The following is a 26,444-nucleotide window of genomic DNA, read 5'->3' on the forward strand; positions in this document are numbered from 1 at the left end:
GCCACTCCGGCAAGGGGTGGTCCCTGCGCTGTCGATGTACTACGCCGACCCGGAAGGCAACGGCGTGGAAATCCAGGTCGACGCCTTCGGTGACTGGGACAAGTCGAAGGAATGGATGTGGGCGTCCCGCGAATTCGCCGAAAACGCCATCGGCGAATTCTTCGACCCGGACAAGCTCGTCGCGGCCCGCGAAAAGGGGTTGTCGAAGGACGAAATCCACCAAGCGGCGCGCGGCGGGGATTACCGGCCGGAGAAGATCCCGGAGGACATCCTGCTGCCGGAAGTGTACTGAGCCGCCGGGTTCGTGGCCGGGGCTACCTCGGCCACTCGGGAGCCAGTAGCCCCAGCACGACCAGGTCCACGAAGCGGCCCGACACCCACGCCGCGCCCCCCAGGGTGCCCTCCACCTGGAACCCGCACGCGGTGGCCGCGCCGAGCAGCGCGGCGTTGTCCGCCAGGGTCTCCGCCTGGATGCGGTGCAAACCGCGGACTGTGAAGCCGTAATCGCACAGCACCCGGATTGCGTCGGTGCCCAAGCCGCGCCCGTGGAAGGACGGGCGCAACGCGATGCCGAGGTGCGCCATGCGGTTGTGGAGATCGATTCCCCACAGCAACCCTTCCCCGGTGAGCGCACCGCCGCCCAGCTCGACCACCGAGAAGCACGCCGGATCGGCGACCGCGAACGGCAGGCCGCGGAATCGGGCGCGATCGGGCGCCACGGCCGGGAATCCGCTCTCGACCGTGCAGCCACGTCGTCGTACAGCTCGGCATGCAGGATCGCGACATCACTCTCGTGCCGGGCCCGCAGCCCGGCCTTCTCTCCGGTCAGCACGAAGATCTTCATACCGGATCCCGCCGCCGGGTGGAAATGTCGTACCCGGCACGTACAGTCGCCGGGTGGATGTCAGGCATCTCCGGTACTTCGTCGCCATCGTCGAGCACAACGGGTTCACCCGGGCTGCGGCGGCGCTCAGAATTGCCCAGCCGTCGTTGTCCCATGCGATCCGGACGCTCGAGACCGAGCTGGGGGTTCCGCTGTTCCATCGGGCCGGGCGGCGGATTCTGCTCACCACGGCGGGGGAATCGCTGCTCGGGCCTGCGCGCAGGGTGCTGGCCGACTTCACCGCGATCGAGACGGTCACCGCCTCGATGCGGGACCTCACGGCGGGGCGGCTCACCGTCACCGCGCCGCCGTCGATCGCCGTGCATTCGCTGGTGCCGTGGATCGGGGCGTTCGTGCGGGAGTATCCGGCGATTTCCGTCGAGTTCCTCGAGGCGCCGGACAGCAACCGGGCGGCGGCGCGGGTCCGGCGGGCCGAGGCCGATCTCGGGGTGCTGGAGGCGTTGCGTGCCGACGCGGAGCTCGTCCAGTACCGGTGTCCGCCGATCGAGCTGTTCGTTGCGCTTCCGCCGGGATCTGTTATCGGGGAAGGGGAAACGGTGCGGTTCGCCGAGCTGGCGGACGTCCCGTTCGTCGCCGGGCGGCCGGGTACGCGGGTGCGCAGTGTGCTCGACGATGCCGTGGGGCGCTACGGATTGCGGGTCGCGGTGGCCACCGAGGAGCGGGAAACCGTGGTACCGCTGGTGGTTTCCGGCGTCGGCGCGGCGGTGGTTCCGGCGCCGTTCGCCCGTGACGCGGCGTTGCACGGGGCGGTGGTGCGGAAACTCGACCCGCCCGTCGACCTGCCGGTCCAGCTCGTGCACCGGGCGGCGGGTTCGATGACCCCCGCCGCTGCCGCGTTCCTGGAGCTGGCCTTGCGGGCGGAGGCCGGCCCGGCCGAACCATAGAACTGTCGCATGGAAGTGATTCGGAACCGGTCTTGGACGAATCGAAGGGATCTGATGCCTACTGGGGCAACCCATTTCACAGTCCACAGAGGAGTGGCCCGGTGAACATGCCCGAAGTGAAGATCCACCCGCTCGGCAGCGGTACGCCCACCCCGACGCCGCAGCGGTTCGGGTCGTCCTACGTCGCCGACGTCGGCGGCGAGCTGATCATGATCGACTGCGGTCCGGCGACCACGTGGAAGCTCGTCAAGGCCGGGATGTGGCCCACGCACGTCAACACGCTGTTCTTCACCCACCACCACTTCGACCACAACGGCGACTATCCGTGCTTCCTGCTCACGCGCTGGGACCAGAGCATCGGCACGGAAGGCGAACTGGAGGTGTTCGGCCCGGCGCCCACCACACGGCTCACCGAGCAGCTGATCGGCGAGGAAGGCGCCTTCGCGTACGAGTATCAGGCGCGGATTTCCTTCCCCACCAGCCAGCACGTGTTCGTCAACCGTGGGGGCACGCTGCCCCGCCGCCCGCCGCGGGTGCAGACCCACGACATCGGGCCGGATTTCGTGCACGAAACCGGGAACTGGACGATGCGTGCTGCCGTCGCGAACCATGCCCAGCCGTACCTCGAATGTCTCTCGTACCGGTTGGACACCGCGGCCGGGAGCGTGGTGTTCACCGGCGACACCGAACCGTGCGATTCCGTCCTGGAGCTCGCGCAGGGTGCCGACGTGATGCTCTGCATGTGCTGGGACCTCGACCATCTCATGGACGACTGCGGCGAAGGCGACGGCCAGTGCGGTCCGGTCGGCGCGGCCGGGATGGCGGCGAAGGCCGGGGTCCGCAAACTGGTGCTGGTCCACCAGGGTCCCCACATCGCCCGCCAGGACCAGACGGCGGTGGCGCTGGCGGAAACCCGCAAGATCTACGACGGGGAGGTTGTTTTCGGGGCCGAGCTGACCAGTTTCCCTCTCTGACCGGAGCCTGCCATGGGAACCATCGTCGTCGTCTCAGTGGTCGTCCTCGTCGCGGTTTTCGTGCTGGCGACGGTGTGGGACGACCTCAACATCGGGGTACTGGCGCTGCCGGCGGCGTTCGCGGTCGGCAGTTTCGCCGGACTGCCGGTGAAGGAGATCGTGGCCGGGGTGCCGGCACAGATGATCCTGCTCATCGCGGGCATCACGTTCCTGTTCGGCATCGCGCGCACCAACGGCACGCTGGACTGGATTCTCGGCGCCCTGCTGAAACTGACCCGCGGACGGCGCGCGCTGATTCCGTGGATCTTCTTCCTGATCGCGGTCGTGGTGGCGAACATCGGTGCGCTGCCCACCGCGGCGCTGGCGATCACGCTGCCATTGGCGATCAGTGCCGCATACCGGTATGGCATCAGCCCGTTCATGATGGGCGTGGTCACCATCCAAGGCGCGTCGACCAGCGCGTTTTCGCCGATCAGCGTGTACGGGACGATCGCGAACGGCGTGCTTTCCGGGCACGGGGTCGCCACCAGCCCGGGGATGTTGTGGCTGATCCACCTGGTGGTGAGTGCGCTGGTGGCCGCCGTGGTGTACCTGGTGTTCGGCGGCCTCCGCCTGCTGCGGCAGCCGAAACTCGTCGACGCCGGAAACGCGCCGTCCGGGGGAACCGTGGCCATCGCGGTGAAAGCCACGGCCTACCAGAAAACCACCTTGGCCGGGCTGGTCCTGCTGGTGGTGGGTCTCGCCGGGTTCAACCTGGACCCGGGCCTGACGGCGCTGTCCATCGGCGCGGTGCTCAACGTGCTCTTCGCGCGCCGGGACAAACGGCCGGTGCAGGAGATCGCGTGGCCGGTGATCCTGCTGCTCGCCGGGGTGCTCACGTACATCCACGTGCTGGACGAGATCGGCGTGATGGACGCGCTCAGCCGCGGGCTGGCGAACCTCGGCAGCCCGGCGCTCGGGGTGCTGGCGCTGGCCTACATCGCCGCGATCACGTCCGCGCTGGCGTCGTCGTCGGCGGTGATGGGTTCCGTGCTGCCGCTGGCCGCGCCGCTCCTGGCCGGGGGAGCGGTGCCGTTCCTGGGTTCCCTCACCACGATCACGCTGTCGACGGTGATCGTCGACGCGAGCCCGCTGTCCCTGGCCGGGGTCCTGATCATGGCGGAAGCGAAACCGGAGGAACGCGGGTCGCTGTTCCGGCGCCTGCTGGTCTTCGGCCTCGCGACGGCGTTGCTGGCGCCGCTGCTGCTGTGGGTGCCGCTGGTTTTGCTTTAGCGGCATGGCTTTCGCGCGGGCGGGGACCGTGCCAAGATCGACCGGGAACTGCCCCCGTATCCCGAAGGACGTCATCGTGGCCGACCTCCCTCCCCGCCCGCACTACCATTCCAGCGCCGACAAAAGCGGCGAAGCCGTCGCCCTGCGGGTGAAGGCCGCGGCGGAGTCCGATGGGCCCGCCGACTACGCGAACCGGCTCCAGGTGGAGATTCTCGCGCAGCTGGTGGCCATCCGGCGGCACGCGCTGATCGTGGCCAGTGTGGTGCTGGTCTGGGCGGTGCTGACCGTCATCGGGATCATCGTGATCCTGGCCAAGCTGCCCGCCACCGCCCCGGGGTACTGAGCGCGCTAACCGGGTAACGCCGGACCGGCCGGATTCGCCCCGTGGATCGGCCGGTTCGGGTTGGCGTGCGCCAGGATTGCCGTGGTGAGCGCCTCCACCGGTTCCGCCGGCGCCCGCGGGTTGGTGATCAGTACCAGGTCCAGCTCGCCCAGCGCCGGGAGCCCGGCGCTGGGCGGGAGCTCGGACAGGTCGCCCGGCAGCAGGCTGCGGATGAAGATCGACACGCCCAGACCGGCGCGGGCCGCGGCCAGCACCGCGTTGTGCCCGCGGGCCGTGCACGCCACGCGGTACTTGATCCCGGCTTCCTCCAGCGCCTGCACCGCCAGCGCCCGGCTCGGGCTCGGGGCCTGGTAGACGATCAGCGGTACCGGATGGTGCTCGTCCCAGTGCAGGCCGCTGTTTTCGGCCGTCGCCCACACCAGGCGGTCGCGGCGGACCAGGCGGCCCCGGCCTTCGCGGGCGGCCGTTTTGAGCAGCGCGACGTCCACGTGGCCGGATTCCACCCGCCGTTCCAGCTGCACGCTCAGCTGCGACACCGTGAGGTCCAGCGTGATCCCCGGGTTCAGGTGCCGGAAGTCCCGCAGGATGCGCGGGACCCGGGTGAGCGCGAGATCGTCCGTGACGCCGAAGCGCAGCCGCCCGCGCATGCCGGTGCCGGCGAAGTAGTCGGCCGCCTGGGCGTGCGCGGCCAGGATCGAGCGGGCGAACCCGAGCATCGCTTCGCCGTCGACCGTCAGGCGCACGCTGCGGGTGTCCCGTACCAGCAGTGGCCGCCCGACGGCTTCCTCCAGCTTGCGGATGTGGTGGCTCACCGTGGGCTGGCGCAGCCCGAGCGCGGCGGCGGCCTGCGTGAAGCTGAGCGACTGGGCCACCGCGAGGAAGGTGCGGACCTGCTCCGGCGCGAAAACCACCGCCCCATGCTAACCCACCCATTGCACTTCGCAATGAGAATTATCGGTTGAATTCTCTTTCTCGATCGGTGCCGGGCATCGCACGATGGAACCGCAGATCTCTCCCGAGGAGGCGTTTCGTCGTGGCCATCGCGGCCGGCAGTCACCCCCAGACCGTCCCCCCGACCCCACGGCGCAGCCGGTTTTCCGTGCTGCGCTCCCGCAATTTCCGGCTTTTCCTGCTCGGCCAGTCGGTGGCCACCACCGGCCTCTGGGTCCAGCGCATCGCCCAGGACTGGCTCGTGCTCAGCCTCAGCGGCAGCGCCGCCGCGGTCGGCGTCACCACGGCCATGCAGTGGGCGCCCACCGTCGCGTTCGGGCTGGCCGGCGGCTGGGTGGCCGACCGCTTCCCGAAACGCCGGGTCCTGCAGGTCACCCAGGTCGCGGCGGCGGGGTTCGCGGTGCTGCTGGCCACGCTGACGCTCACCCACCAGGTCACCGCGTGGCACGTCCAGCTGGTGGCCGCCGGGCTCGGCACGGTGGCCGCGATCGACTGGCCGGTGCGGCTCGCGTTCGTCACCGAGCTCGTGGACCAGGACGACGTGCACAGCGCGGTCAGCCTCAACTCGTCGACGTTCCAGCTCGGCGGGTTCGTCGGACCGGCGTTGTCCGGGGTGCTGATCACCGCCGTCGGCCCGGGCTGGGCCTTCGCCGCCAATGCGGTGTCGTACCTTGCGCCGCTCATCGCCCTCGCCCGGATCGATGCCGCTCCTTCGCAGCGGCGGGCGGTCGAGCCGGTCCGGGGCGTGCTGCGCGACCTGGCCGTCCGGCCGGTGGTGTGGCTGCCGATGGCCGTGGCCGGGGTGTTCAGCCTGTTCGCGCTCAACCTGCCGGTGACCCTTGCCGCCCACGCCCGCATCATCCACAGTGGACCCGGTGGGTACGCGATGCTCACGTCCGCCGCCGCGATCGGCTCGGTGATCGGCGCGCTCCTCGCCGCGGGCCGCACCCGCACGACGTTACGCGGGCTCATCCGCATCGGCTTCGCACTGTCCGGCGCTTATGCGGTGGCCGCCGCGGTTCCGGTGCAGTGGGGTTTTCTTGCGGTTCTCGTTGCCATCGGCATTGCCACGCAACAGATGTACACCGCTGCCAACGCCACGGTGCAGCTCGCCGCCGGACCCGTGCTGCGCGGCCGGGTGATGGGCGCGTACCTCCTGGTCGTGATGGGCGGCGGGGCAGCCGGAGGACCGTTGCTGGGCGCCCTCGATGAGCATCTCGGTCCCCGGATCGGCCTGCTCGCGGCCGGGGTGGTCCCGGCGGTTGTGCTTGTCGTGCTTGCCTTCGCGCTCAGGCGGTCCGGCGGTGGATCGATTTGAACGTCGCGTATTGCGCCAGCCCTTCGATCCCGTACTCCACCCCCAGCCCCGAGTCGTGGCGGCCGCCGAAGGGGGCGTTGTGGTTGGAGGCAAAGAAGTTCACCCCGACGGAGCCGGTATCCATTCGCAATGCCACCGCGTGCGCTGCTGCCGGGTCGGCCGAGAACACGACGCCACCCAGCCCGAAGGAGGTGTCGTTGGCCAGCGCAATTGCCTCCTCGACGTCGGAGTAGCGCAGTATGCACACCACCGGCCCGAAGATTTCCTCGCGGGCGATCCGCATGTCCGGGGTGACGTCGGCGAAAACGGTCGGCTCGATGAACAATCCGGGACCGGGCCGCCCACCTGTCGTCGCGCGGGCGCCGTGCGCGGAAGCAAGGTACTCGCACACGATGTCGTACTGAGCGCGTGACGCCATCGGCCCGAAGACGGTGCGCTCGTCGAAGGGATCGCCCTGCGGAGCGGCCGCGACGGTGCGCGTGACCAGGTCGACCACCTCGTCGTACCGGCTCTCCGGAGCGAGGATTCTCGTGGCGAGGTAACAGGTTTGGCCGGTATTGCGCAGGCAGGTCCGGAGGAGGACGGACGCCATCCGGTCCAGGTCGGCGTCTTCGAGCACGATCGCCGAGGACTTGCCGCCCAGCTCCAGCGTCACCGGCCGCAGCCGTTCGCCGCACGCGGCCGCGATCCGGCGCCCGACCGGGGTCGAGCCGGTGAAGGCGACCTTGGCGGTCAGCGGGTGGCGGACGAGCCGGTCGCCGGTTTCCCCGCCACCGGTCACGAGATTGACCACCCCAGCGGGGACTCCGGCGGCCACGCAGGCCTCGACGACGAACCGGATCGACAACGACGTCCCGGGCGCCGGTTTCAGCACCACCGTGCACCCGGCCAGCAACGCCGGGGCCAGCTTGACGACCATCAGGTTGATCGGGAAATTCCACGGCGCGATGAGCACGCAGGGCCCGACCGGGTCCTTGCGCACGACGGATTCCGCGCCCCCGGCGGGAAACGGCCGGACGTCGTCGTCCGACAGCCACGACGCCAGCCCGGCGACGTGCCGCAGGATTCCGGCGGCGTTGGCCGCGGCGCCGCGTGTCTCGCTGATCGGGGTGCCGTTTTCCAGGGTGTTCGTGACGGCCATTTCGGCAGCCCGAGCGTCGATCTCGTCGGCGATCCGGTGCAGGAGTGCGGCGCGTTCGGCAGGGGTGGTTTCGGGCCACGGGCCGGTGCGGAAGGCCCGGTCGGCGACGGTCAAGGCGGCGTCGACGTCTTCCGCCGAGCAGTCCGGCACGGAACCCCATTCGCGGCCGGTGGCGGGGTCGACCAGTGACAGCCGTTTGGTCGCGGAGGATCGGGTCCAGCGACCGTCGAGGAAACAGTCGTCGACGTGCGTCCAGCGCGGCTCCGGCCGGGGCGGGAGGGTGTCACTCACCGGAGTACCGCCGTCTTCAGCAGATCACGCGACCGGTCCAAAGCTGCCGTCGCCATCGTGATTGCCGGGGCAGTCAGCAATTCCGGGATGATCTCGGCGGCCAAGCGGTCGGTGTAGGTCGCCGGGTCCATGCGGAACCAGCCTGCTGCCAGTGCGATCCCGGCGTGGTCGAAGCGCCACAGCCGGTCGGCGTCGCGGACCAGGGCGTCTTCCAGTGAACGGGCTTCCTGACGGGTGTCGTGACCGTCGATGATCGCGCAGACTTCCGCTACGAAATCGTCGGCGTATCCCAGCGGCGGCAGCACTTCCCGGGCGATCACGCAGCCTTGCCGCTCGTGTTCGAACCGGATCGCGGCCTTGCGCCAGTCCCCGGCGAAGCCCTCGGACAGGATGCGGTCCTCGTCGACGCGGCCCCAGCCGGTGTCGTGCAGCTGGATTGCCACGCGCACCAGCAGGCGGTCGGCCTCGGGGAAGCAGTCGCAGAGCCGTTCGGCGTAGGCCAGCGAGATCGGCAGGTGGATGTCGTTGCCGCGGGCGCGGGTTTCCGGGACGACGGCCTTCCAGATCGGGTCGAGGTCGTCGCCGGGGGCCGGGGTGAGCGAGATCGGGGAGGAGTCGATCGGGCCGGTCCCGGGGATCGGGCGCGACGCGGGCAGCACGGTGGGCACGGTGGTTCCCCTTCTCAGCCGGTGCCGGCCAGGTCGGCGGCGACGGATTTGAGCGGCCGCGCCGGATCGGCGGCGGCGTCGTACGGCAGGTGCTGCCGTTTGGCCAGTGCAGCGCGGACGGCCATGAAGTCCAGCGGGTGGTTCACGCAGTCGGCGGCCAGGATGTCCGCGCCCCGGTAGTACAGGACCGAGTACTTCCCGCGCGCGGGATCGGACCGGACGAGCGTGCGGTCGTAACCGTGCGACAGCCCGGCGATCTGCAGTTTCAGCGAGCCTTGGTTGGACCAGAACCACGGGATACCCGCGTACTCCTCACGCCGTCCGGTGAGCGCGTACGCGGCCACTTTCGCCTGCTCGATGGCGTTGTTGACACTCTCGAACCGCACCCGGTCGCCCGGCGGCGCGCCCGGCACCGGGTTGGGCAGGTTTGCACAGTCGCCGACCGCCACCGTGACGCCGTCCGAGGCCAGCGCGGACTCGTCGACGCGCACGCCATTGTCGCACTCCAGCCCGATCGATTCGGCGAGTTCGGTGTTGGGCAGCACGCCGACGCCGACCAGCACGAGATCAGCGGGCAGCACCCGGCCGTCGGCGAGTTCGACCCCGCCGACCCGGTCGCCGCGCGGCACGATCCGGCGGACCACGGCGTCGAGCACGATGTCGATCCCGGTCGCGCGGTGGTGGTCGAGCAGGTACGCCGACGTTTCCTCGCCGACCGCCCGCGCCACCAGCCGCGGCGCCGCTTCGAGCAGCGTGACCGACCGGCCCATCTTGGTCAGCGACGCCGCCGCCTCGATGCCGATGAACCCGCCGCCGATCACGACGACGTCGTGGACATCAGGGACGCGGGCCTTGAGTTCGAGCGCGTCGTCGGCGTTGCGGAGGTAGAGGACTCCGGGCAGGTCGACGCCGTCGACGAGCAGCCGCCGAGGCCGCGCGCCGACCGCGAGGGCGAGCCGGTCGAAGGGGAACTCCCGTCCGGACATCGCGTGTGCCGTGCCAGAGCCGTTGTCCTGCTTGGCAATCCGGATGATCCGTTCGTTCTTCACCACGTCGATCCGGTGCTCGGCCCAGTACTCGCCGGTGCGGAACATCAGCGACTCGTTGGTGATTTCGCCCTGCAGCCATTCCTTCGACAGCGCCGGGCGCTGGTACGGCCGGTGGTTCTCGTCGCCGAGCAGGGTGATCGGCCCGTCGTGGCCGAGCGCGCGCAACGACGTCGCGAGCGAGACCCCGGCTTGCGAGGAACCGATGATCAGCAGTCCGCCGGTCATGTCCGCCTCACACCTGGCTCGCCGGCGTGGTCACGTGCAGGGTACCGCCGTCGGTGATCTTGAGCTGGCAGGACAGCCGGGAGTTGTCCTGCCGGTCCTCGGCGGTGCCCCAGAGCATTTCGTCCTCCATCTCGGCCATCGGATCGAGCGCGGCGAGATCGGACTCGTCGACGTACACATGGCAGGTGGCACACGACAGCGACCCGCCGCATTCGGCGACGATTCCCGGTACCCCGTTGCGCACGGCGGTTTCCATGACCGAATCGCCGACGGTGGCCGCCACGGTGCGGGACTGTCCATTGTGGTCGGTGTAGGTGACCTCGGGCATGAGGGTCCTCCTGGGTCAGATGAACTGGCGGCCGCCGTCGACGACCAGGGTCTGCCCGGTCACGAACCCGCTGTCCGGACCGGCGAGATACAGCGCGGCGCCCACGATGTCCTCGGGTTCGCTCGCCCGGCGCAGCGCTCCGCGGTCGACGCCGTAGGTCTCGGCGTTGTCGAGAAGTCCTTTGCTGGCCTCGGTGAGCGTGAATCCGGGGGCGATCGCGTTGACGGTGATCGAGCGGCGGCCGAGTTCCTTCGCCATCACGCGGGTCAGCGCGATCACGCCGCCCTTGGACGCGACGTAATGCGCCCAATTCTCCGAACCGCTGTACACCGTGGCCGACGAGAGGTTGATCACCCGGCCGCCCTCGGGCAGGTACGGGCTCACCGCGCGGGTCATCAGCCACGGACCCTTGAGGTTCACCGCCATCACGAGGTCCCATTCGGCCGGGTCGATGTCTTCGAGCGGCGAGCGGGTGACGGCGCCGTAGACCGCGGCGTTGTTGACCAGGACGTCGATCGTGCCGCCGCCGAACTCGGCGACCTGAGCGGCGAGCTCCTCGGTCGACGACGGATCGGTGACGTCGACATGGCCGAACCAGGCGTCCTTGATGAGCTGCGCGGTTTCCTTGGCACCGCCGGCATCGAGGTCGGCGACGGCGACCCGGTACCCGCGGTCCGCGAAGCCGAGCGCGAAGGCCCGGCCCAGGCCGCCTGCCGCACCGGTGACGAGAACGGTTCGAGAGGGGGACATGGCAGGTCAGCTCGCCAGGATCGTGACGCGGCCGGTGTTGCCGTCGACCCTGATCCGCTGTCCGGTTCGGATGGTCGTGGACGCCGACCCGGTGCCGGTGACCGCGGGCAGGCCGTACTCGCGGCAGACGATGGCCGCGTGGCTCATCATGCCGCCGATGTCGGTGACGGTCGCCTTGATCTTCCCGAAAATCGGGCCCCACGACGGCGCGGTGATCGTGGCGACCAGGATCTCGCCTTCCTGCACCTCGCCGAGCTGATCGGCGGACGTGATCACCCGCGCGACGCCCTCGACCGCGCCCGGCGACGCGGCCATCCCGGTGATGGCGCCGTCGTCGCTGCCCTCGTCGCCCGCCAGCCATTGCTGCACCTGCTCGGTGGTGATGCCGTACAGCATCATCGTGAACGGCTCGGTGATCTGGGCCGGTGGCGTGTTGAGCGCGGGCTGCGGACGGCGGGTCGCGAGCGCGTCGATGATGCCGCGGCGCCGTTCGATCTCGGCGGGCCAGTAGTGCGGACCGGCCGGTTCCGCGCCGACCGCCCACCCGGTCACCAGGTCGAAGATCGCGTCGCGGACCTCGTTCCGGTTGAGGTACAGCAGATCGGCCGGGTCGGCCCAGAACCCGGTGTCCACGAACACGCGGGCGAGCTCACGGATCTTGCGCCAGAAGACGCCCATCGTCCAGTGCTCGATGTAGAAATTGTGGTTCTCGACGTACGGGTATGCCGTGGCGGCCAGCCCGCGCTTGGCGTCGAACTGCGCGCGGACGTCGTCGGCCAGCAGATCGCGGTATTCCCCGATGATCCGGTCCTTTTCGGCGGTCAATTCCTCGACCGGGCGCATGATGTCCTGACCCTCGTCGACGCGCCGGATATAGTCCTTCAGGTAGCCCAGCGGGATTTCCTGGTGTTCCTTCCAGTACTTGTCGTGGCCGTAGAAACCGTTGCCGACCGTGAAGTTGAACCAGGGGTCCTGCGCGGCAACGTATGCGGCAAGCCATTCCTCCCCGCCTGCTTCACGTACTGCCTGCAGCGTGCCTGCGACATCCTCGGGGTGCTCGAAGGCCTTCTGGATCTTCATTTCCACCGCTTTGACGGCGAGTTTCTTCAGCTCGTCGTCCGGACGGAACAGCTCCATGTCCACGCCCTGCACCATTTTCGCGATGGCCTGGTCGGGGATTCCGGGGAAGGCTTCCTTGCAGAACCCGAAGAAATCCAGGTACGCGAGGTAGCCGAGGTTGAGGAATTCGAAGTGGTACTGCCAGTTGCGATACAGCAGGGCGATGAGCCGGTCGTAGTTCTCCATCAGCACCTGGGAACCGTCCATGGCCTTGCCGGACACGATGTCGTCGAACGGCACGGCGTCGGGCAGCGGGTGGAACTCCAGCTGCTCCATTTCGTCGATGGTGGCGCGGACCTTGGAATGCCATGCTTCGAGCAGGCTGTCCCAGTTCTGGAAGTAATGTCCGGCGCGGCGCTCGAATTCCGGTACCCGGGCGGCGATCTCGTTTTCCGGCACCGCTACCGGGCTCATGTAGAGGTAGCCCAGATGAATCTTGAACTCGATCCCGTTGGCCGGCGGGATCAGCAGGTGCCGCGTGTTGTACTGGCCAAGGCATTTCACCGCGAACTCGCCGCCGATCGTTTCGAACGGCTTGAACACGGTCGGCCAGTGCTGGCTGTCGCAGAACCAGAATTTGTCGTCGGCGCCCGGGGCGTTGTCGAAGGCGAGGTGGTACGGGTACAGCTCTTCCCATCCCTCGGCACCGGCCGGAACGTCGATTTCGGACGGTTTGGGGAACGACTTCATCGTCTGGGTCATCGGGATTCCTTCGGATCGGGCTCAGCGGCCGAGCAAGGATGAGGGGAACGAGAATCCGGGGGTACTCGCGGCCGGAGCGGGCGCGGTCGCGCGGGCGGAATGCACGGTTTCCGGACGGGATTGCAGGAGCAGCAGGTTCTCGCCGCCGGGGAGGTCGGCGTCGAGGGCCCACTCGATGTCTTGCGGGCAGCCGTAATGCTTCTCGGCGCGTTTGGCGAGGGTGGCGACGGCGGTCAGCTCCGCGTCGGTGAGACAGCGAACCGCGCGGCGGGCGGGCTCGACGGGATGCTCCATGAGCGTGCCGTCCGGGCCGGGGACGAGTTCGGCGTGCTTGTCGCCGATGTGCTCGCGGACCGGCGTGAGCATGACCTTGTCCAGCAGGATGTTGTCCGGTGTGACCTGCCCGGACACCACCAGCTCACCGACGCCCCACGACGCGTCCACGACGATCTTGGACCGGTCGCCGTTGGCCGGGTCGAGGGTCATCGCAACCCCGGCGACCCGCGCGTTGACCATCTTCTGCACGGCCACGGCCATCGACAGGTCGTGCTCCGGAATTCCGTTGCGCAGCCGGTAAATGATCGCGCGGCTGGTATACAGCGACGCCCAGCAACGGCGGACGTGCACGCGCACCGCGGGGTACCCGGTGAGCCCGAGATAGGTGTCCTGCTGCCCGGCGAAACTCGCGTCGGGAAGGTCCTCCGCGGTGGCCGACGAGCGGACCGCGACCGGGACTTCGCCGGGGAAACGGGCCATGAGCTCGTCGTAGGCACGGTGCAGCATGCCCTGCATGGCTTCCGGGACTTCACGGGATTCGATGGCGGCACGGATTTCCGCGGACACCCGGTCGACGCACGCGACGTCGTCCGGATCGAGTTCGGCGAGCTTGCCGTCGATTTCCGTGCGCAATCCGGTGTCCGCGACGAAATGGTCGAAGGCTTCCGTGGTGACGGCGAATCCGGGTGGCACCGGCATTCCGGCGGAGGTCATCGAAACGAGCGACGCGCATTTACCGCCGAGGAGCGCGAGTGCGGGTTCGCAATCGCTGTCGAAAAACACGATTTCGGGCATGGCTCAGGCCTCCCAGGTGACCGGGACCGCGGCCGGGGCGCGGAAGGACAGGTTGTCCCCGAAGTGGATTTCGGCGTCGGCGGCGAGCCGGACGCCGGGTGCGAGCCGGGCGACCTCCTCGACGGCGATCCGCGCCTGCAGCTTGGCGAGCATGTTGCCGAGGCAGTAGTGGATGCCGAAGCCGAAGGCCAGGTGCTCGCGGGCGTTGGGCCGGGCGAGGTCGAACGATTCCCCGTCGGCAAAACGGGATTCGTCGCGGTTGGCCGACCCCATCAGCAGCAGAATGTCCGCCCCGGACGGAATTGCGACACCACCGATTTCGACGTCGCGCAAGGCCCGGCGGCGCCAGCCCACAATGGACGGGCTGAATCGCAGCACCTCGTCCACCGCGGCGGGAATGCGTTTCGGGTCCTCGACCACCTGCTGCCATTGCTCCGGATACGACAGCAGTACCCGCAAGGCATTCGAAATCAGCGTGGTGGTCGTTTCGTGCCCGGCGAACAGCAGCGAGTAACACACCGAAGCGATTTCGTGGTCGCTGATCGGATCGCCCGCGGCCTGCATCCGGACCATGTCGCCGACCAGGCTGTCTCGCTCGGTTTCGTGTGCTTCGGCGACCAATCGGCGGCATTCTGCCCAGTATTCGACCAGGTTGCGGGCGTGTGGCACCTGCTCGTCGTCGGATAGGTCGCCCCACGTCATCGCCGACCGCGAATCCGACCAGCGCTTGAACGTGCCGACCTGGCCGATATCGGCCCCGATGAGGGTGAGGATGGTGATGGTCGGGACGTCGTAGGCGAGATCGCGGACCAGGTCACCGTAGTGTTCCGGGCGGGCCAGCATGGTTTCGAGCAGCCGGACGACGTTGGCGCGGATCTCGGGTTCGAGCACCTTGAACCGGCGCGGCGTGAACGCCTTGGCTGCGACCTTGCGAATGCGCGTGTGCTCGGGCGGCACGCGAGCGGAAAGCCCGGAGTACGCGGTGAACCCGCCGTCGGCCATGATCTGCTTCGCCTGCGGCCCGCGTTCGCGCACCGGGGCCTGCGCGTTCTCCGAGGAAAACGTGTGCCAGTCCTCGAACACGGCCTTGACGTCGTCGTACCGGCTCACCACCCAGCAGCCGATCCGCTCGTCGTACATCACCGGCTCCCCGGCCCGCAGGGCGGCGTACGCCGGGAACGGGTCGTCCTGGGCGAACGGCTCGTACCCGTGGTGGACCGGGCATCCGGTGCCGGGCGTCCTCGTCGACGTCATCCCGCCTCCTGTCCTCTGTCCTCTGGTGACGACTGCCCCATCGTGACTTCGGCCGGGCCGCACCGTCTACTCGGGACTTCCGTCAGACGAAAGCGGGATCGTCAGGACCTGCGGCGGGGCACGCGTACCAAGCTCGGCTGCGGACGCGCGTCGGCCGCTTCGATGCGGGCCGCGACCCCGCGCAGGGTCGGCAGATGCCGCGTCATGGTGGTGCTCTGCGTCGCCAGCATCACCAGCCCGATGGCCGCCGGATGCGGTTTCAGGCGCACCGGCACCGCGATCGAGCACGCGCCGTCCCGCACTTCCTCCTGCGTGGTCGCGTACCCCTCGTCGCGCACCTTGCGCAGTTCGGCGGCCAGCCGTCCGGGGTTGATGTGGGTGTGCCGGGTCGCCGCTTCGAGCCGGTGCGCCAGATACGCCTCGCGCACCCAATCCTCTTCGTACGCAAGGAGAACCTTGCCGACGGCAGTCGCGTGCAGCGGCAGCCGTCCACCGACCCGGGACGCGCGCGGCACTCGGGTCGAGCCGTAGACGCGGTCGATGTACAGGGCTTCGTGGCCGTCGCGGATGGCGATGTGCGCGGTCTCGCGGGTGAGGGAGAAGAGGTCCTGCAGATACGGTCGCGCGGTGTCGCGGAGGTGCCGGCCGGCGTTCTGCGCGACCTCCCACAACCGCAGCCCGACGGTGTACCGGCCTTGCTCGTCGCGTTCCAGCGCACCCCATTCGGTGAGTTCGCCGACGAGGCGGTGCGCGGTCGGCAGCGGCAGGTCGGCGCGCGCGGCGAGGTCGCTGAGGGAGAGCGCGTGGGAACCGCCTTCGAAGGCACCCAGCAGGGCGAGCACCTTCGAGGTCACGGTCCGCCCGTCACCACGCATCGCCGCTCCTCGGGTATCTCGGGGACATCGTCGCGCGTGGCAGGGTGCGGGGCGAATCGGATCAGCCGAGCGCGACCCGCTGCGGTGCGGTGTCGATGGTCGCGATGGCGGCGAAACCACGAGCCAGCGTGCGGGCCGCGGCGGTGCAGAGATGGTCGTGGACCCGGCTGCCGATCAGCGCATGCGCTTGCGTGCGGGTGAGCCCGAACCAGCCCATCACCGTGTCGACGCCGTGCGGGGTGAGCCGCCAGAGCTTGTCGGCGTCCTTGACCAGGGCGTCGTTGAGCGACAGCGCCTCCCGGCGGGAGTCGTGGCCGTCGATGATCCCGGTGATCTCGGCGATCCGGCCGGGGTCGTGGCCGAGGTCGCCGAGGATCCGGGCGGCGATCGCGGCGCCCTCCTTCTCGTGACGAAGGACCAGGTCAGGGCGCCCTCCGCCGGGCCGGATCGCTTCCAGGACCTCCTCGGGTGGCACTCGTGACCAGCCCGTGTCGTGCAGGAGGATCGCGGGCAGCACGACGTCCCGATCGGCGTCCTCGTGCAGGTCACAGAGCGCTGCGGCGAGGCCGTAGGAGTACGCGGTGTGCACGTCGTTGCCGCGGACGTCCAGGTACCCGACAGCACGCTGCCAGACCGCGTCGTCCTCGGGGCGGAACGCGGGCGCACCTGGGGGTGGAAGGTGCGCGGTGACGTCCTGACCGAGCTGGTTGCGGACCGGGTCCTGGCGCGGCAGCGTGCTGTCGGTGGCCATTCAGCGGGCTCCGGGCCAGCCGGTGTAGGCCTCGGCGAGGAAGGTCGACCCGGCCGTCGAACCGGTGACCGAGGCCAGCTCGCCTTCTTGGCGCCGCACGTCGAACGGGGTGGCGTCGGGGAGGGTGTGCAGCATGGTCGTCATCCAGTACGAGAAGTGCTGGGCTTTCCAGACGCGGCTCAGCGCGCGTTCGCTGTAGGTCGACAGCGGTGCGGTGTCCCCGGCGGCGATGGCGCGTTCCAGTTCCTCGGCGAGCACGCGGACGTCGGCGAGGGCGAGGTTGAGGCCCTTTGCGCCGGTCGGCGGCACGGTGTGCGCGGCGTCGCCGGCCAGCACCAGGCGTCCGTGGTGCATGGGTTCCTGCACGAAACTGCGGAACGGCAGCACCGACCGGGACACGATCGGCCCCTCGGCGAGCCGGTACCCGTTCGCGCCGACGCGGGACTGCAGCTCGTCCCAGATCCGGTCGTCGGACCAGTCCGCGGGGTCGGTGGCCGGATCGCATTGGAAGTACATCCGCTGCAGGGTTTCGGTGCGCTGGCTGATGAGCGCGAACCCGCGGGGGGAGTGGTTGTAGATCAGCTCGGGCGCGCTGGGCGGGGCCTCGGTGAGAATGCCGAACCACGCGAAGGGGTACTCGCGGAAGTATTGCGTACGCTCGGTTTCCGGGACCTCGTTACGGCACAGGCTGCGTGACCCGTCAGCGCCGACGACGAAGTCCGCGCGGATCTCGTGCCCCGTGCCGCCGTCGTCGGTGAACCGCAGCACCGGTTTGTCGGACCTGAGCTCGCCGACCGCCACGTCGGTCACGCCGAACCGGACGTCGCCGCCGTCGCGGGCGCGGGCGTCGGCGAGGTCGATGAAGACGTCGGTCTGCGGGTACAGCTGCGTCGAGGCCCCGGCCAGGCCACGGAAGTCGATCCGGTGCCCGGCCCCGCCGAAGGCGAGCTCGATCCCGTCGTGCCGGTACCCGTCGCGGTGCACCCGGTCCGACACCCCGGTCTCGACCAGCAGATCGACCGACCCCTGCTCGAGAATCCCGGCCCGGTGGGTCTCCTCGATCTCGCGCCTGCTGCGCAGATCGACCGCCACCGAGCCGATCCCGGCCCGCGCGAGCAGATGCGACAGCATCAGCCCGGCAGGCCCGGCCCCGACGACGGCGACCTGGGTCCGGCTCTCGATGCGCGTGGTGGTCATGGCCCCATTGTCCGGGGCCCGGCCGGGTTGGGGCCAGCTGCGGCTTCCATCCAGCGAAAGCCGGGTGGCGGCGCTCCGGGCACGGCAGTCTCGGCGGACGGCTCGGGCAGTCTCGGTTGCGCGTCATTTCGCCCGGCTGTGTACCCCCGGTTGCCATTGCCGCGCGCCACCCGCCCGTTCGCCGCCGCGCATTCCTTCACCCACCCGTTCGCCGCCCCACACCCCTCCACCCCCCATCTCCCCGCCGTCGAGTTTTCCATTCTGCCGGACTCTTTGTCCGATATTTGCCTACCTGCGTGCTTCATCTCTCGTGAACGTCTTCAGTCCCGCGGCGAAGTCTCCTGTTCCGCTGCCGGATACCGCGATGACCGAACCTGGTGCGCGCTTCACCGGGGGACCCGTGCGGAAAAGGGACGAGAATGGCCGAGGCTCGGTTCGAAATGGTGCACATTTCCCCGGAGCAACTGCGGGGCCGGGGATATTCCGGGGCGGCGGGAAACATCGTATGGCGGTTTCTTTCCGCCAACAACCGCAGTCTGGCGCAATCGGTGAATTCGTTTCCGGACGCCGCTTCCTGCGCCGATGCGGTCCGGGTGCTGCGGGCCGGGCTCGCGGTGGCCGAGGTGGTCACGGTGCGCGACACCGGCGGGAAATGGCGGTGGCAGGTGCGGATCGGGGGTACCGCGGTGGGGGTGTCGGCGCGCAGTTATCTGCGCCGGCTGCACGCGGTCTATTCCGGGAACTCCTTCCGGGAACTCGCCGAACACAGTTCCGCCGGTTCCGCGGTGCGTGTTCGTCCGTAGTTCACGCGTGCGCCCGGGAAAGTCCAGTTCCCCCGGCAAGGCTGCTTCCGGACCAGACAGGGGAATGCGATGACGAGCGTGCTGACCGAGCCGCTGCCGACCGAGGTGCGGCGAAGAACCGGGGCCCCCGGCGGGGCCGACCGCGTGTTCCGCGGCGTCCTCCTCTCGGCGGGCCTGATCGTGCTCGCGATCATGGTCACGGTCGGCGGGTTCCTGGTGAAGAATGGCAGCCAGGCGCTGGACGTGGCCGGATTCTCCTTCCTTTTCACCCAGGCGTGGCAGCCGGATTCGGGCAACTTCGGCATCGCCGCGGTACTGGCAGGCACCTTGCTGATCGCCGGAACCGCACTGTGCGTGGCTTTTCCGCTGGCGTCCGGGGTGGCGCTCTACATTTCCGAGTACGCCCCGGCGCGGCTGAAGCGGGTGCTGATCAGTCTGGTCGACCTGATGGCCGCCGTCCCGAGTGTGGTGTACGGCCTCTTCGGCGCCGTTTTCCTGCAGTGGAACGCCCTCGACGTGCCCCGCTGGCTTTCGGTGCACCTCGGCTGGTTCCCGCTGTTCAAAGTGGACGGTTACGACGCGAACGACCCGCTGAGCAGCCAGACCGTGTTCGCCAGCTCGACCCTGTTCGCCGGGGTGATCGTCGGCATGATGGTAATGCCGATCGCCTGCTCGGTGATGCGCGAGTCATTTTCCCAAGCACCGCAAGGTGAACGCGAAGGCGCGTACGCGCTCGGCGCGACCCGCTGGGGCATGATCCGCAGTGTCGTACTGCCCTACGGGCGGGGCGGGATGATCGGCGGCACCATGCTCGGCCTCGGCCGGGCGCTCGGTGAAACAATTGCCGTGTACATGATCATCGCGCCGGTGTTCACCATCCAGCCGCACATCCTGCAGACCGGCGCCAACTCGGTGTCCGCGCTGATCGCCCAGCAGTGGGCGGCGGCCAGCCCGTTCGGCCTGTCCGCGCTGATGGCCGCCGGGCTCGCGCTTTTCGGGCTCACCCTGCTGGTCAACTTCGGGGCGTCCGCGATCATCGCGCGCAGCCGGTCCGGACAGGGCAGCGAAGCATGAGCGACGTTCCCGAGCGTCGGCGGGTCACCAAACCCGGCCGGCTCCTCGACCGGGTCACCGTGCTGGGCGCACTCGTGTCGGCCGTCGCGCTCACCGCACTCGTTTTCGACCAGCTGGCCCCGTTCGGCGGGGTGATCGGGTTCGCCGTCCTCGCCTGGCTCACGTTCCTCGGCCTGTATGCGTTGCTGGTCTCCCTGACCGAGAACGCGCTGGCGGTACGCGACCGGCTCGTGTCCGCGGTGGTGCACAGCCTCGCTGCGTTCGCCCTGCTGGCGCTGGTGACGATCGTCGCGTACCCGCTGATCCGCGGGATCGATGCGTTGAGCCACTTGAACTTCTTCACCTCCGACATGGCGAACGCCGGACCGCTCGACCCGCTGTCACAAGGCGGCGTCCTGCACGCCGTCGTGGGCACGCTGGAGCAGATCGCCATCGCGCTCGCCGTCACTGTCCCGTTAGGACTGACCTGCGCGGTATACCTCAACGAGGTCCGCGGCGCGTTCTCCCGGCTGGTGCGGACGATCGTCGACGCGATGACCGCGCTGCCGTCCATTGTGGCCGGTCTGTTCGTGTACGCCGCGCTGATCGTCGCGCTGGGACTGGAAAAATCCGGTCTCGCCGCGGGGTGCGCGATCAGCGTGATGATGCTGCCGATCGTCATCCGGGCCGCCGACGTGGTGATCCGGCTGGTGCCGGGCTCGCTGCGGGAGGCGTCGCTGGCACTCGGCGCGAGCCGGTTGCGGACGGCGTGGCACGTGGTGCTGCCGACCGCGCGCTCCGGCCTGACCACGGCGATCCTGCTCGGCACTGCCCGCGGGATCGGTGAGACGTCCCCGGTGCTGATCACCGCCGGGTTCACCGCCTACCTCAACGCCGACCCGCTCGCCGGGCCGCAGATTTCCCTGCCGCTGGCCACGTTTTCGCTCGTCACCTCGCCGGAGGAGGCGATGAAGGCCCGCGGGTTCGGGGCCGCGGCCGTGCTGATGGTGCTCGTGCTGGTGTTGTTCGTGATCGCGCGGATCGCGGGCGGACGTCCGGCCGGGGAGCTTTCGCGGGGCGCCCGCCGTCGCCGCGTCCGTGCCTCGGAGGTCGACCGCGAACGGTTCGAAGACCGGATGTGGGGGGAGTCATGAGGAAACTCCGGTGGATCGCCGCGGCGATCGTGCTGATGGTACTCGGCCAGTCGACCGCGTTCGCACAGGGGTACGTGCCGATCAGCGGCGCCGGGTCGACGTGGAGTTCCAACGCGCTGGACCAATGGCGCAAGAACGTCGGCCAGTACGGCATGCGGATCAGTTACGCCGCAACGGGTTCCACCGACGGCCGGAACCAGTTCAAGGCCGGTCAGGTCGACTTCGCGGTGTCCGAGATCCCTTATGGACTGACCGACGCCGGGGTCACCGACCACGCGCCGGCCGACCGCGGGTTCGCGTACATGCCGATCGTCGCCGGTGGCACGTCGTTCATGTACAACCTGCACATCGGCGGCACCCGGGTGACGAACCTTCGGCTCTCCGGCGCGACCATCGCCGGGATCTTCACCGGGGCGATCACCACCTGGGCGGACCCGGCGATCAAGACCGACAACCCGGGCCTCACGCTGCCCGCCCGCAAGATCATCCCGGTGGTCCGCTCGGACGGCTCCGGGACCAGCGCCCAGCTCACCACGTACCTGGCCAGCCAGTTCCCCGGACCGTGGGACGCCTTCTGCCGCCGGGCGGGCCGCGCGACGCCGTGCGGGTTCACGTCCAACTACCCGCTGGTGCCGCCGGTGGTCGGGCAGTCCGGTTCGCTCGGCGTCACCAACTACGTGCGCCAGGATCAAAGCGAAGGCTCGATCACGTACGTCGAGTATTCCTATGCGCGCAACGCCGGGTTTCCGATCGCCAAGGTACTGAACAAGGCCGGGTACTACATCGAACCGAAGGCGACGAGCGTGGCCGTCGCCCTGCTGGCCGCGGCGATCAAACCGGACCTCACGCAGGAACTCGGCGGCGTCTACGCCAACCCGGACGCGCGGACATATCCGCTGTCCAGCTACAGCTACATGATCCTGCCGACGACGCCGACGTCCCCATTCAACCCGGACAAGGGGCGCACGCTGTCGGACTTCGCGTACTACTTCCTGTGCGAGGGTCAGCAACAGGCCGACCAGCTCGGCTACTCGCCGCTGCCGAAGAACCTCGTGCAAGCCGGGCTCGACCAGGTCGCGCGAATCCCGGGGTCGACGAAAAAGCCGACTGACATCTCGAAATGCAACAACCCGACGTTTTCCCCGGACGGCACCAACCTGCTCGCGAAGAACGCGCCACAACCGTCGCCGTGCGACAAAGCGGGCGTGACGCAATGCGCCGAGGGCACCGGCGGCGCGCGCACCCCGACCCCGGTGAGCAACCGCCCGGGCGCAGGCCCCGGCACCCCGGGCGGCACCAACCCCGACGGAACCCCGGCCGGACCAGGCGGAACCAGCGGTACGCCGAGCGGCGCCCCGGGAGCGAACGGGCCCGCGAACGGCGCGATCGACCCGGATACCGGGTTGCCGATCAACGGCCAGAACCTTGCCGCGGGTGGGACGTCGGTGCCGGTTTCGCTGGATCAGCGGGATAACGCGACTGCGGCGTTGCTGACTGCGCTGGCGGTCGCGTTGTTGCTGGGGTTGGTGATCGGGCCGCCGATTCTGGCGCGCAGGTTGAGCGGCGAGGAAGGCGGGGAGAAATGAGGCTGGCCGGTGAGGCGATGGCGGTGACCTCGTTTGCCGCCGTGGCGTCTGGAGTAGCGGGGGTGATCGACCCGGATACCGGGTTGCCGGTCAACGGTCAGAACTTGGCCGCGGGTGGGACGTCGGTGCCGGTTTCCCTCGACCAGCGGGACAACGACACCCCCGCCCTGCTCGCCGTGGGGTTGGTGATCGAGCCGCCGATTCTGGCGCGCAGGTTGAGCAACGAGGAAGGCGCGGAGAAATGAGGCTGGCCCGCGTCGTCCTGGTGGCGATGATGCTGGTGACCTCGCTTGCCGTCGCGGACACCAGTCACGCGCAGGAGGCCACCGGCTCGGCGGTCACCGTGTCCGGGTCCGGGCCGTTCTCGGCGTTGAAGGTCACCGTCGGGCAGACCACCGACCTGATCAACCAGACCGTGCACGTCAGCTGGACCGGGGGCGCGCCGACCGGGCCGTCCGGCAACTTCTCCACCAACTACCTGCAGCTCATGCAGTGCTGGGGCGACGACGCTGCCGCCGGGCCGACCCGTGAGCAATGCCAGTACGGCGGCCTCGCCGCGCAGAGTTCTCCGGTGGCCGGTGCCTGGGCGCGGCGGCGGCAGGTCAGTTACGGGTCCACGTTGGTCGATCCGCTCGAAACGCTGAAACCGGAAGCCGGGAAGCAGGCCGTCGTGCCGTTCCGTTCCGTCACCGGTGCCACGACGACCACGACCGGCGACTTCTTCACCGCGGGCACCACGAATGAGGTCCCGCTCGCGAAGACCCGGCTCGACGGCGGTGGCGAGATCGACTTCGAGGTGCAGACCGCGCTCGAGTCCTACGGGCTCGGCTGCGGCACGGTGGTGAACGGCAGCCCGCGGTCGTGCTGGCTGGTCGTCGTCCCGCGGGGGGCGACGGAGGTCGACGGGTCGCCGGTCGGCGGGGGTAACCGGCCGCAGCTCGATTCGTCGCCGCTGAGTGCGTCGAACTGGGCTCACCACATCGCCATCCCGCTGAAGTTCCAGCCGGTGGGCGCGGCGTGTCCGATCGGCGCGGCCGAGCGGCAGACCTCGGGTGACGAATTCCTGTCCGACGCCGTGCTGCGCTGGCAGCCGAAGCTGTGTGCCGGCGGGGGAACGGTGTTCGGCTTCACCCAGGTTCCGGACGGCGTCGCCCGCCAGACGGTGGTTTCGGACAACCCGGGGCTTGCCTTCCTGCGCGATCCGGTACCGCCGGAGCAGGCCACCCGGCCGGTGGTGTACGCGCCGATTGCGTTGTCGGGCTTGAGTATTGCGTTCATCACCGAGCGGCAGTCGGCGGGGGAGGGCGTGGTACCCCCGGAGGTCTGGCGCCGCGACGGGGAGCAGATCTCCGACCTGCAGCTCACCCCGCGGCTGGTGGCGAAGCTGCTGACCCAGTCGTACGTGCTGTCGCTGCCGGTGCGCCAGGACTACCTCAAGGGCAACCCGGATTCCCTGACCATGGACCCGGAATTCGTCGCGCTGAACCCGGAGTTCAAGGACTCCGGGCGCTTGATGTCCATTGTGGACGCTCTGGTGCCCACTGTGGACATGGACGCGACCACGGCGCTGTGGCAGTGGATCGCCGCGGACAAGGACGCGACGGACTTCCTGAACGGCGTACCGGATCCGCACGGGATGAAGGTCAACCCCGGCTACCGCGGCCTGAAGCTGCCGGTGTCGAACTTCCCGCGGGCCGACCTGACCTGCACCGGCACCGGGCTGCTCACCAGCTGCGCGCTCGACCTGCGTCCGCTCGCGGGGGACATGCACGAGGCGGGCCGTGCGATCAGCCGCGGCGACACGCTCGGCAAGGCCCCCACCGGATTCGCGACGCCGGACGGCAAACCTCAGCTCAAAGCGGTCGACCGGCAGCCGCAGGGTCAGCGCAGCCTGCTGGCGATCGTCGACACTCCGACCGCGGCGCGATATGGCCTGCCGACAGCGAAACTGCGTAACGCTTCGGGTGCTTTCGTCGCCCCGTCGGACTCCGCGATGCTCGCTGCGGTCGCGGCCGCGAAACCGGGTCCGGTCGGCGAGGTCCTGCACCTGGAACCGACGACGACGGCGAAAGACGCGTACCCGCTCACAAACCTGGCCTACGCGGCGACCGCACCGTCTGCTTTGGACACCAAAGCCGGCGCCGACTACGCCGTGTTCCTGAAGTACGCGGTGGGGGCGGGCCAGCAGCCGGGAATCGCGCCGGGGCAGCTGCCCGCGGGGTACGTCCCGCTCCCGGAAGCGTTGCGGGCGCAGACGACCAAGGCGGCGGACCGGATTGCCGCCGAGGCGGGGAAAACCACCACGCCCCCGGCCCAGCAGCTGCCACCGGACCGGGAAGACCTCGCGAGCCTGCCGGTCAACGAAAGCCCCGCTGGGCAGGCGCCGTCCGGCGGGACGGGCGAACCGGCCCCGCCCGAAGCCGCCCCCGAATCCGGCCCGCTCCCGGCGAAAGCCGTTGTGGCGCCGCAATCCCCGCCGCCTGCCTCGGCGGCCCCGCAGCCCGTGGCGCAGACCCGGCGGACCCCGGCCACGCCGGTGGGGTTCGTGCGGTACGCGCTGCTCATCCTGCTCGTGGTGGGTGCCGTGGCGGCAGTGGCCGGCCCGGTGCTGACCCGGCACGCCCGACGGGTGGGGAGGTGATGTCCACGGCCCGCCGCGCGGGGAGCTGCCACTCCACCGCCCGACGCGCCGGGTGAACCCAGCAAGCCCGGTGCCGCGGGTGAACGAAGAAAGGCACCGGCCCGTCCGGGCACCAGCCCGGACCCACCTGCTGAGCAAAGGATACCTGAAGTGCGCAGAAGACACGCTCTCGTCACGGCCGCCGCGGCGGCCATGCTGGTCGCGCTGGGCGGCGCCGCGCAGGCGGACCCGTCCGGCACCCCGACCTACCGGCAGCTCGCCGGGGTCGGCTCCGACACCACCCAGGGCGTCATGAACGGCCTCGCCGACACCATCACCGTCGGCGGCGTCAAGGCCCTCGGGTCCTACGACGCGACCGGGTCCGCCAACATCACCACCAAGGACCCGGCGACCACCCCCGGCTGCACCATCCCGCGGCCGGCGGGCTCGGGCAACGGCGTGAACGCGCTCGTCGCCTCGCTCGACGGCGGCACCGGCTGCGTGCAGTTCGCGCGGTCGTCGGCCAACAACTCGGCCAACTACGCGGGCAAGAACCTCACCTACGTCCCGTTCGCCGTCGACGCGGTCACCTACGCCGTGCGCGCCGACAGCGGGATCTCGAAGAAGCTGTCCACCGCGCAGCTGAAGAGCATCTTCAACTGCACCGCGCCCGGGGTCGGCACCACGTACAAGCCGCTCCTGCCGCACTTCGGCTCGGGCACGCGGTCGTTCTTCCTGTCCCAGCTGGGCCTCACCGACGCGGCGAACTACACCACGACGTTCTCGTGCGTGAAGGACGTCGACTCCGCGAGCACCCCGATCGAAGAGAACACCGGGACGTTCCTGATCGACCCGGCCAACGTCGCGCCGTACTCCATCTCGTCCTACCAGGCGCAGGTCAACGGCGTGATCCCGGCGGTGCAGGGCAAGGCCGTGCTCGCCACGCTCAACGGCATCTCGCCGACCGCGCTGAACACCAGCTCGTCGTTCAAGCGCGACGTCTACAACGTCATCCCGACCGGACAGACGGCGAATGCGCCGTACAGCACCGTTTTCGTCGGCGGTGGTTCGGCGATCTGCCAGAACTCCGACCTGATCAAGAAGTACGGCTTCGGCCAGGCCGCGAACTGCGGCGACCTCAGCATCGTCACGCCCTGAAAG

26 protein-coding genes are annotated in these 26,444 nt (G+C 69.5%); 13 read left to right on the forward strand and 13 right to left on the reverse strand.

Going from position 1 to position 26,444, the window contains the following annotated elements:
• Positions 1-16: 16 nt before the first annotated feature.
• Complete coding sequence (locus OO71_RS33350) at positions 17-292, forward strand: VOC family protein (RefSeq protein ID WP_211260727.1); 276 nt, start codon at positions 17-19, stop codon at positions 290-292.
• Positions 293-314: 22 nt separating this feature from the next.
• Here the strand turns inward: OO71_RS33350 and OO71_RS46715 are convergent, their stop codons facing one another.
• Positions 315-719 carry a GNAT family N-acetyltransferase gene (locus tag OO71_RS46715; protein WP_245633867.1) on the reverse strand — a complete coding sequence of 135 codons (405 nt, stop codon included), beginning with the start codon at positions 717-719 and terminating at the stop codon, positions 315-317.
• A 178-nt stretch (positions 720-897) separates the two neighbouring features.
• On the opposite strand from OO71_RS46715, the gene OO71_RS33360 reads away from it, so the two are divergent.
• From OO71_RS33360 to OO71_RS33375, 4 genes are all read left to right on the forward strand, one after another.
• Positions 898-1,788 carry a LysR family transcriptional regulator gene (locus OO71_RS33360; protein WP_033293969.1) on the forward strand — a complete coding sequence of 297 codons (891 nt, stop codon included), beginning with the start codon at positions 898-900 and terminating at the stop codon, positions 1,786-1,788.
• A gap of 107 nt (positions 1,789-1,895) precedes the next feature.
• Positions 1,896-2,762: an MBL fold metallo-hydrolase gene (locus OO71_RS33365; RefSeq protein WP_245633870.1), complete on the forward strand. Its 867-nt coding sequence runs from the start codon at positions 1,896-1,898 to the stop codon at positions 2,760-2,762.
• Positions 2,763-2,774: 12 nt separating this feature from the next.
• Complete coding sequence (locus tag OO71_RS33370) at positions 2,775-4,034, forward strand: SLC13 family permease (RefSeq protein WP_033293970.1); 1,260 nt, start codon at positions 2,775-2,777, stop codon at positions 4,032-4,034.
• Positions 4,035-4,110: 76 nt separating this feature from the next.
• A complete protein-coding gene (locus OO71_RS33375) occupies positions 4,111-4,377 on the forward strand; it encodes a hypothetical protein (RefSeq protein ID WP_033293971.1) in 267 nt (88 codons plus the stop codon).
• Positions 4,378-4,382: 5 nt separating this feature from the next.
• On the opposite strand, the gene OO71_RS33380 is transcribed toward OO71_RS33375, so the two are convergent.
• Complete coding sequence (locus tag OO71_RS33380) at positions 4,383-5,288, reverse strand: LysR substrate-binding domain-containing protein (protein ID WP_051792539.1); 906 nt, start codon at positions 5,286-5,288, stop codon at positions 4,383-4,385.
• Between the two features lie 122 nt (positions 5,289-5,410).
• Here OO71_RS33380 and OO71_RS33385 point away from each other — a divergent pair, with 122 nt between their 5' ends.
• Positions 5,411-6,646 (forward strand): MFS transporter, encoded by a 1,236-nt coding sequence (locus OO71_RS33385; protein ID WP_051792540.1) that lies wholly within the window; start codon positions 5,411-5,413, stop codon positions 6,644-6,646.
• Here OO71_RS33385 and OO71_RS33390 read toward each other — a convergent pair.
• The 11 genes from OO71_RS33390 to OO71_RS33440 form a co-directional block, all read right to left on the reverse strand.
• Positions 6,618-8,078, reverse strand: a complete 1,461-nt coding sequence (locus tag OO71_RS33390) for an aldehyde dehydrogenase family protein (RefSeq protein ID WP_033293972.1) — start codon at positions 8,076-8,078, stop codon at positions 6,618-6,620. The genes OO71_RS33385 and OO71_RS33390 overlap by 29 nt on opposite strands.
• On the reverse strand, positions 8,075-8,746 hold the full coding sequence (locus OO71_RS33395) for an HD domain-containing protein (protein WP_033293973.1): 672 nt from the start codon (positions 8,744-8,746) through the stop codon (positions 8,075-8,077). Before OO71_RS33395 ends, OO71_RS33390 begins: the two co-directional genes overlap by 4 nt.
• Positions 8,747-8,760: 14 nt before the next feature.
• Positions 8,761-10,020, reverse strand: a complete 1,260-nt coding sequence (locus OO71_RS33400) for an NAD(P)/FAD-dependent oxidoreductase (protein WP_033293974.1) — start codon at positions 10,018-10,020, stop codon at positions 8,761-8,763.
• A gap of 7 nt (positions 10,021-10,027) precedes the next feature.
• Positions 10,028-10,348 carry a 2Fe-2S iron-sulfur cluster-binding protein gene (locus OO71_RS33405; RefSeq protein ID WP_033293975.1) on the reverse strand — a complete coding sequence of 107 codons (321 nt, stop codon included), beginning with the start codon at positions 10,346-10,348 and terminating at the stop codon, positions 10,028-10,030.
• A 15-nt stretch (positions 10,349-10,363) separates the two neighbouring features.
• Positions 10,364-11,098: an SDR family NAD(P)-dependent oxidoreductase gene (locus OO71_RS33410; RefSeq protein WP_033293976.1), complete on the reverse strand. Its 735-nt coding sequence runs from the start codon at positions 11,096-11,098 to the stop codon at positions 10,364-10,366.
• A gap of 6 nt (positions 11,099-11,104) precedes the next feature.
• A complete protein-coding gene (locus OO71_RS33415; protein ID WP_033293977.1) occupies positions 11,105-12,919 on the reverse strand; it encodes a PEP-utilizing enzyme in 1,815 nt (604 codons plus the stop codon).
• A gap of 21 nt (positions 12,920-12,940) precedes the next feature.
• On the reverse strand, positions 12,941-13,990 hold the full coding sequence (locus tag OO71_RS33420) for a PEP/pyruvate-binding domain-containing protein (RefSeq protein WP_033293978.1): 1,050 nt from the start codon (positions 13,988-13,990) through the stop codon (positions 12,941-12,943).
• A gap of 3 nt (positions 13,991-13,993) precedes the next feature.
• Positions 13,994-15,244 carry a cytochrome P450 gene (locus OO71_RS33425; RefSeq protein WP_033293979.1) on the reverse strand — a complete coding sequence of 417 codons (1,251 nt, stop codon included), beginning with the start codon at positions 15,242-15,244 and terminating at the stop codon, positions 13,994-13,996.
• A gap of 101 nt (positions 15,245-15,345) precedes the next feature.
• Positions 15,346-16,119 carry an IclR family transcriptional regulator gene (locus tag OO71_RS33430; protein WP_033293980.1) on the reverse strand — a complete coding sequence of 258 codons (774 nt, stop codon included), beginning with the start codon at positions 16,117-16,119 and terminating at the stop codon, positions 15,346-15,348.
• 61 nt (positions 16,120-16,180) lie between these two features.
• Entirely contained in the window at positions 16,181-16,870 is a 690-nt protein-coding gene (locus OO71_RS33435) for an HD domain-containing protein (RefSeq protein ID WP_051792541.1), read from the reverse strand.
• Positions 16,871-18,067 (reverse strand): 4-hydroxybenzoate 3-monooxygenase, encoded by a 1,197-nt coding sequence (locus tag OO71_RS33440; protein ID WP_033293981.1) that lies wholly within the window; start codon positions 18,065-18,067, stop codon positions 16,871-16,873.
• Positions 18,068-18,486: 419 nt separating this feature from the next.
• Between OO71_RS33440 and OO71_RS33445 the strand changes: the two genes are divergently transcribed.
• The 7 genes from OO71_RS33445 to OO71_RS33475 all read left to right on the forward strand — a co-directional run bounded on the left by OO71_RS33445 (position 18,487) and on the right by OO71_RS33475 (position 26,441).
• On the forward strand, positions 18,487-18,870 hold the full coding sequence (locus tag OO71_RS33445) for a hypothetical protein (protein WP_051792542.1): 384 nt from the start codon (positions 18,487-18,489) through the stop codon (positions 18,868-18,870).
• A 69-nt stretch (positions 18,871-18,939) separates the two neighbouring features.
• Entirely contained in the window at positions 18,940-19,944 is a 1,005-nt protein-coding gene (gene pstC, locus OO71_RS33450) for a phosphate ABC transporter permease subunit PstC (protein ID WP_033293982.1), read from the forward strand.
• Positions 19,941-21,077, forward strand: a complete 1,137-nt coding sequence (pstA, locus tag OO71_RS33455; RefSeq protein ID WP_033293983.1) for a phosphate ABC transporter permease PstA — start codon at positions 19,941-19,943, stop codon at positions 21,075-21,077. The genes pstC and pstA overlap by 4 nt, the downstream gene beginning before the upstream one ends.
• Positions 21,074-22,663: a phosphate ABC transporter substrate-binding protein PstS gene (pstS, locus tag OO71_RS33460; RefSeq protein ID WP_033293984.1), complete on the forward strand. Its 1,590-nt coding sequence runs from the start codon at positions 21,074-21,076 to the stop codon at positions 22,661-22,663. The genes pstA and pstS overlap by 4 nt, the downstream gene beginning before the upstream one ends.
• Complete coding sequence (locus OO71_RS33465) at positions 22,660-22,908, forward strand: hypothetical protein (RefSeq protein WP_033293985.1); 249 nt, start codon at positions 22,660-22,662, stop codon at positions 22,906-22,908. Before pstS ends, OO71_RS33465 begins: the two co-directional genes overlap by 4 nt.
• Positions 22,905-25,304: a type 2 periplasmic-binding domain-containing protein gene (locus OO71_RS33470; RefSeq protein ID WP_033293986.1), complete on the forward strand. Its 2,400-nt coding sequence runs from the start codon at positions 22,905-22,907 to the stop codon at positions 25,302-25,304. Before OO71_RS33465 ends, OO71_RS33470 begins: the two co-directional genes overlap by 4 nt.
• 150 nt (positions 25,305-25,454) lie before the next feature.
• Positions 25,455-26,441: a substrate-binding domain-containing protein gene (locus tag OO71_RS33475; RefSeq protein ID WP_245633868.1), complete on the forward strand. Its 987-nt coding sequence runs from the start codon at positions 25,455-25,457 to the stop codon at positions 26,439-26,441.
• The last annotated feature ends 3 nt before the right edge of the window (positions 26,442-26,444 follow it).

The organism is Amycolatopsis jejuensis, assembly GCF_000717335.1.
Classification (GTDB): domain Bacteria; phylum Actinomycetota; class Actinomycetes; order Mycobacteriales; family Pseudonocardiaceae; genus Amycolatopsis; species Amycolatopsis jejuensis.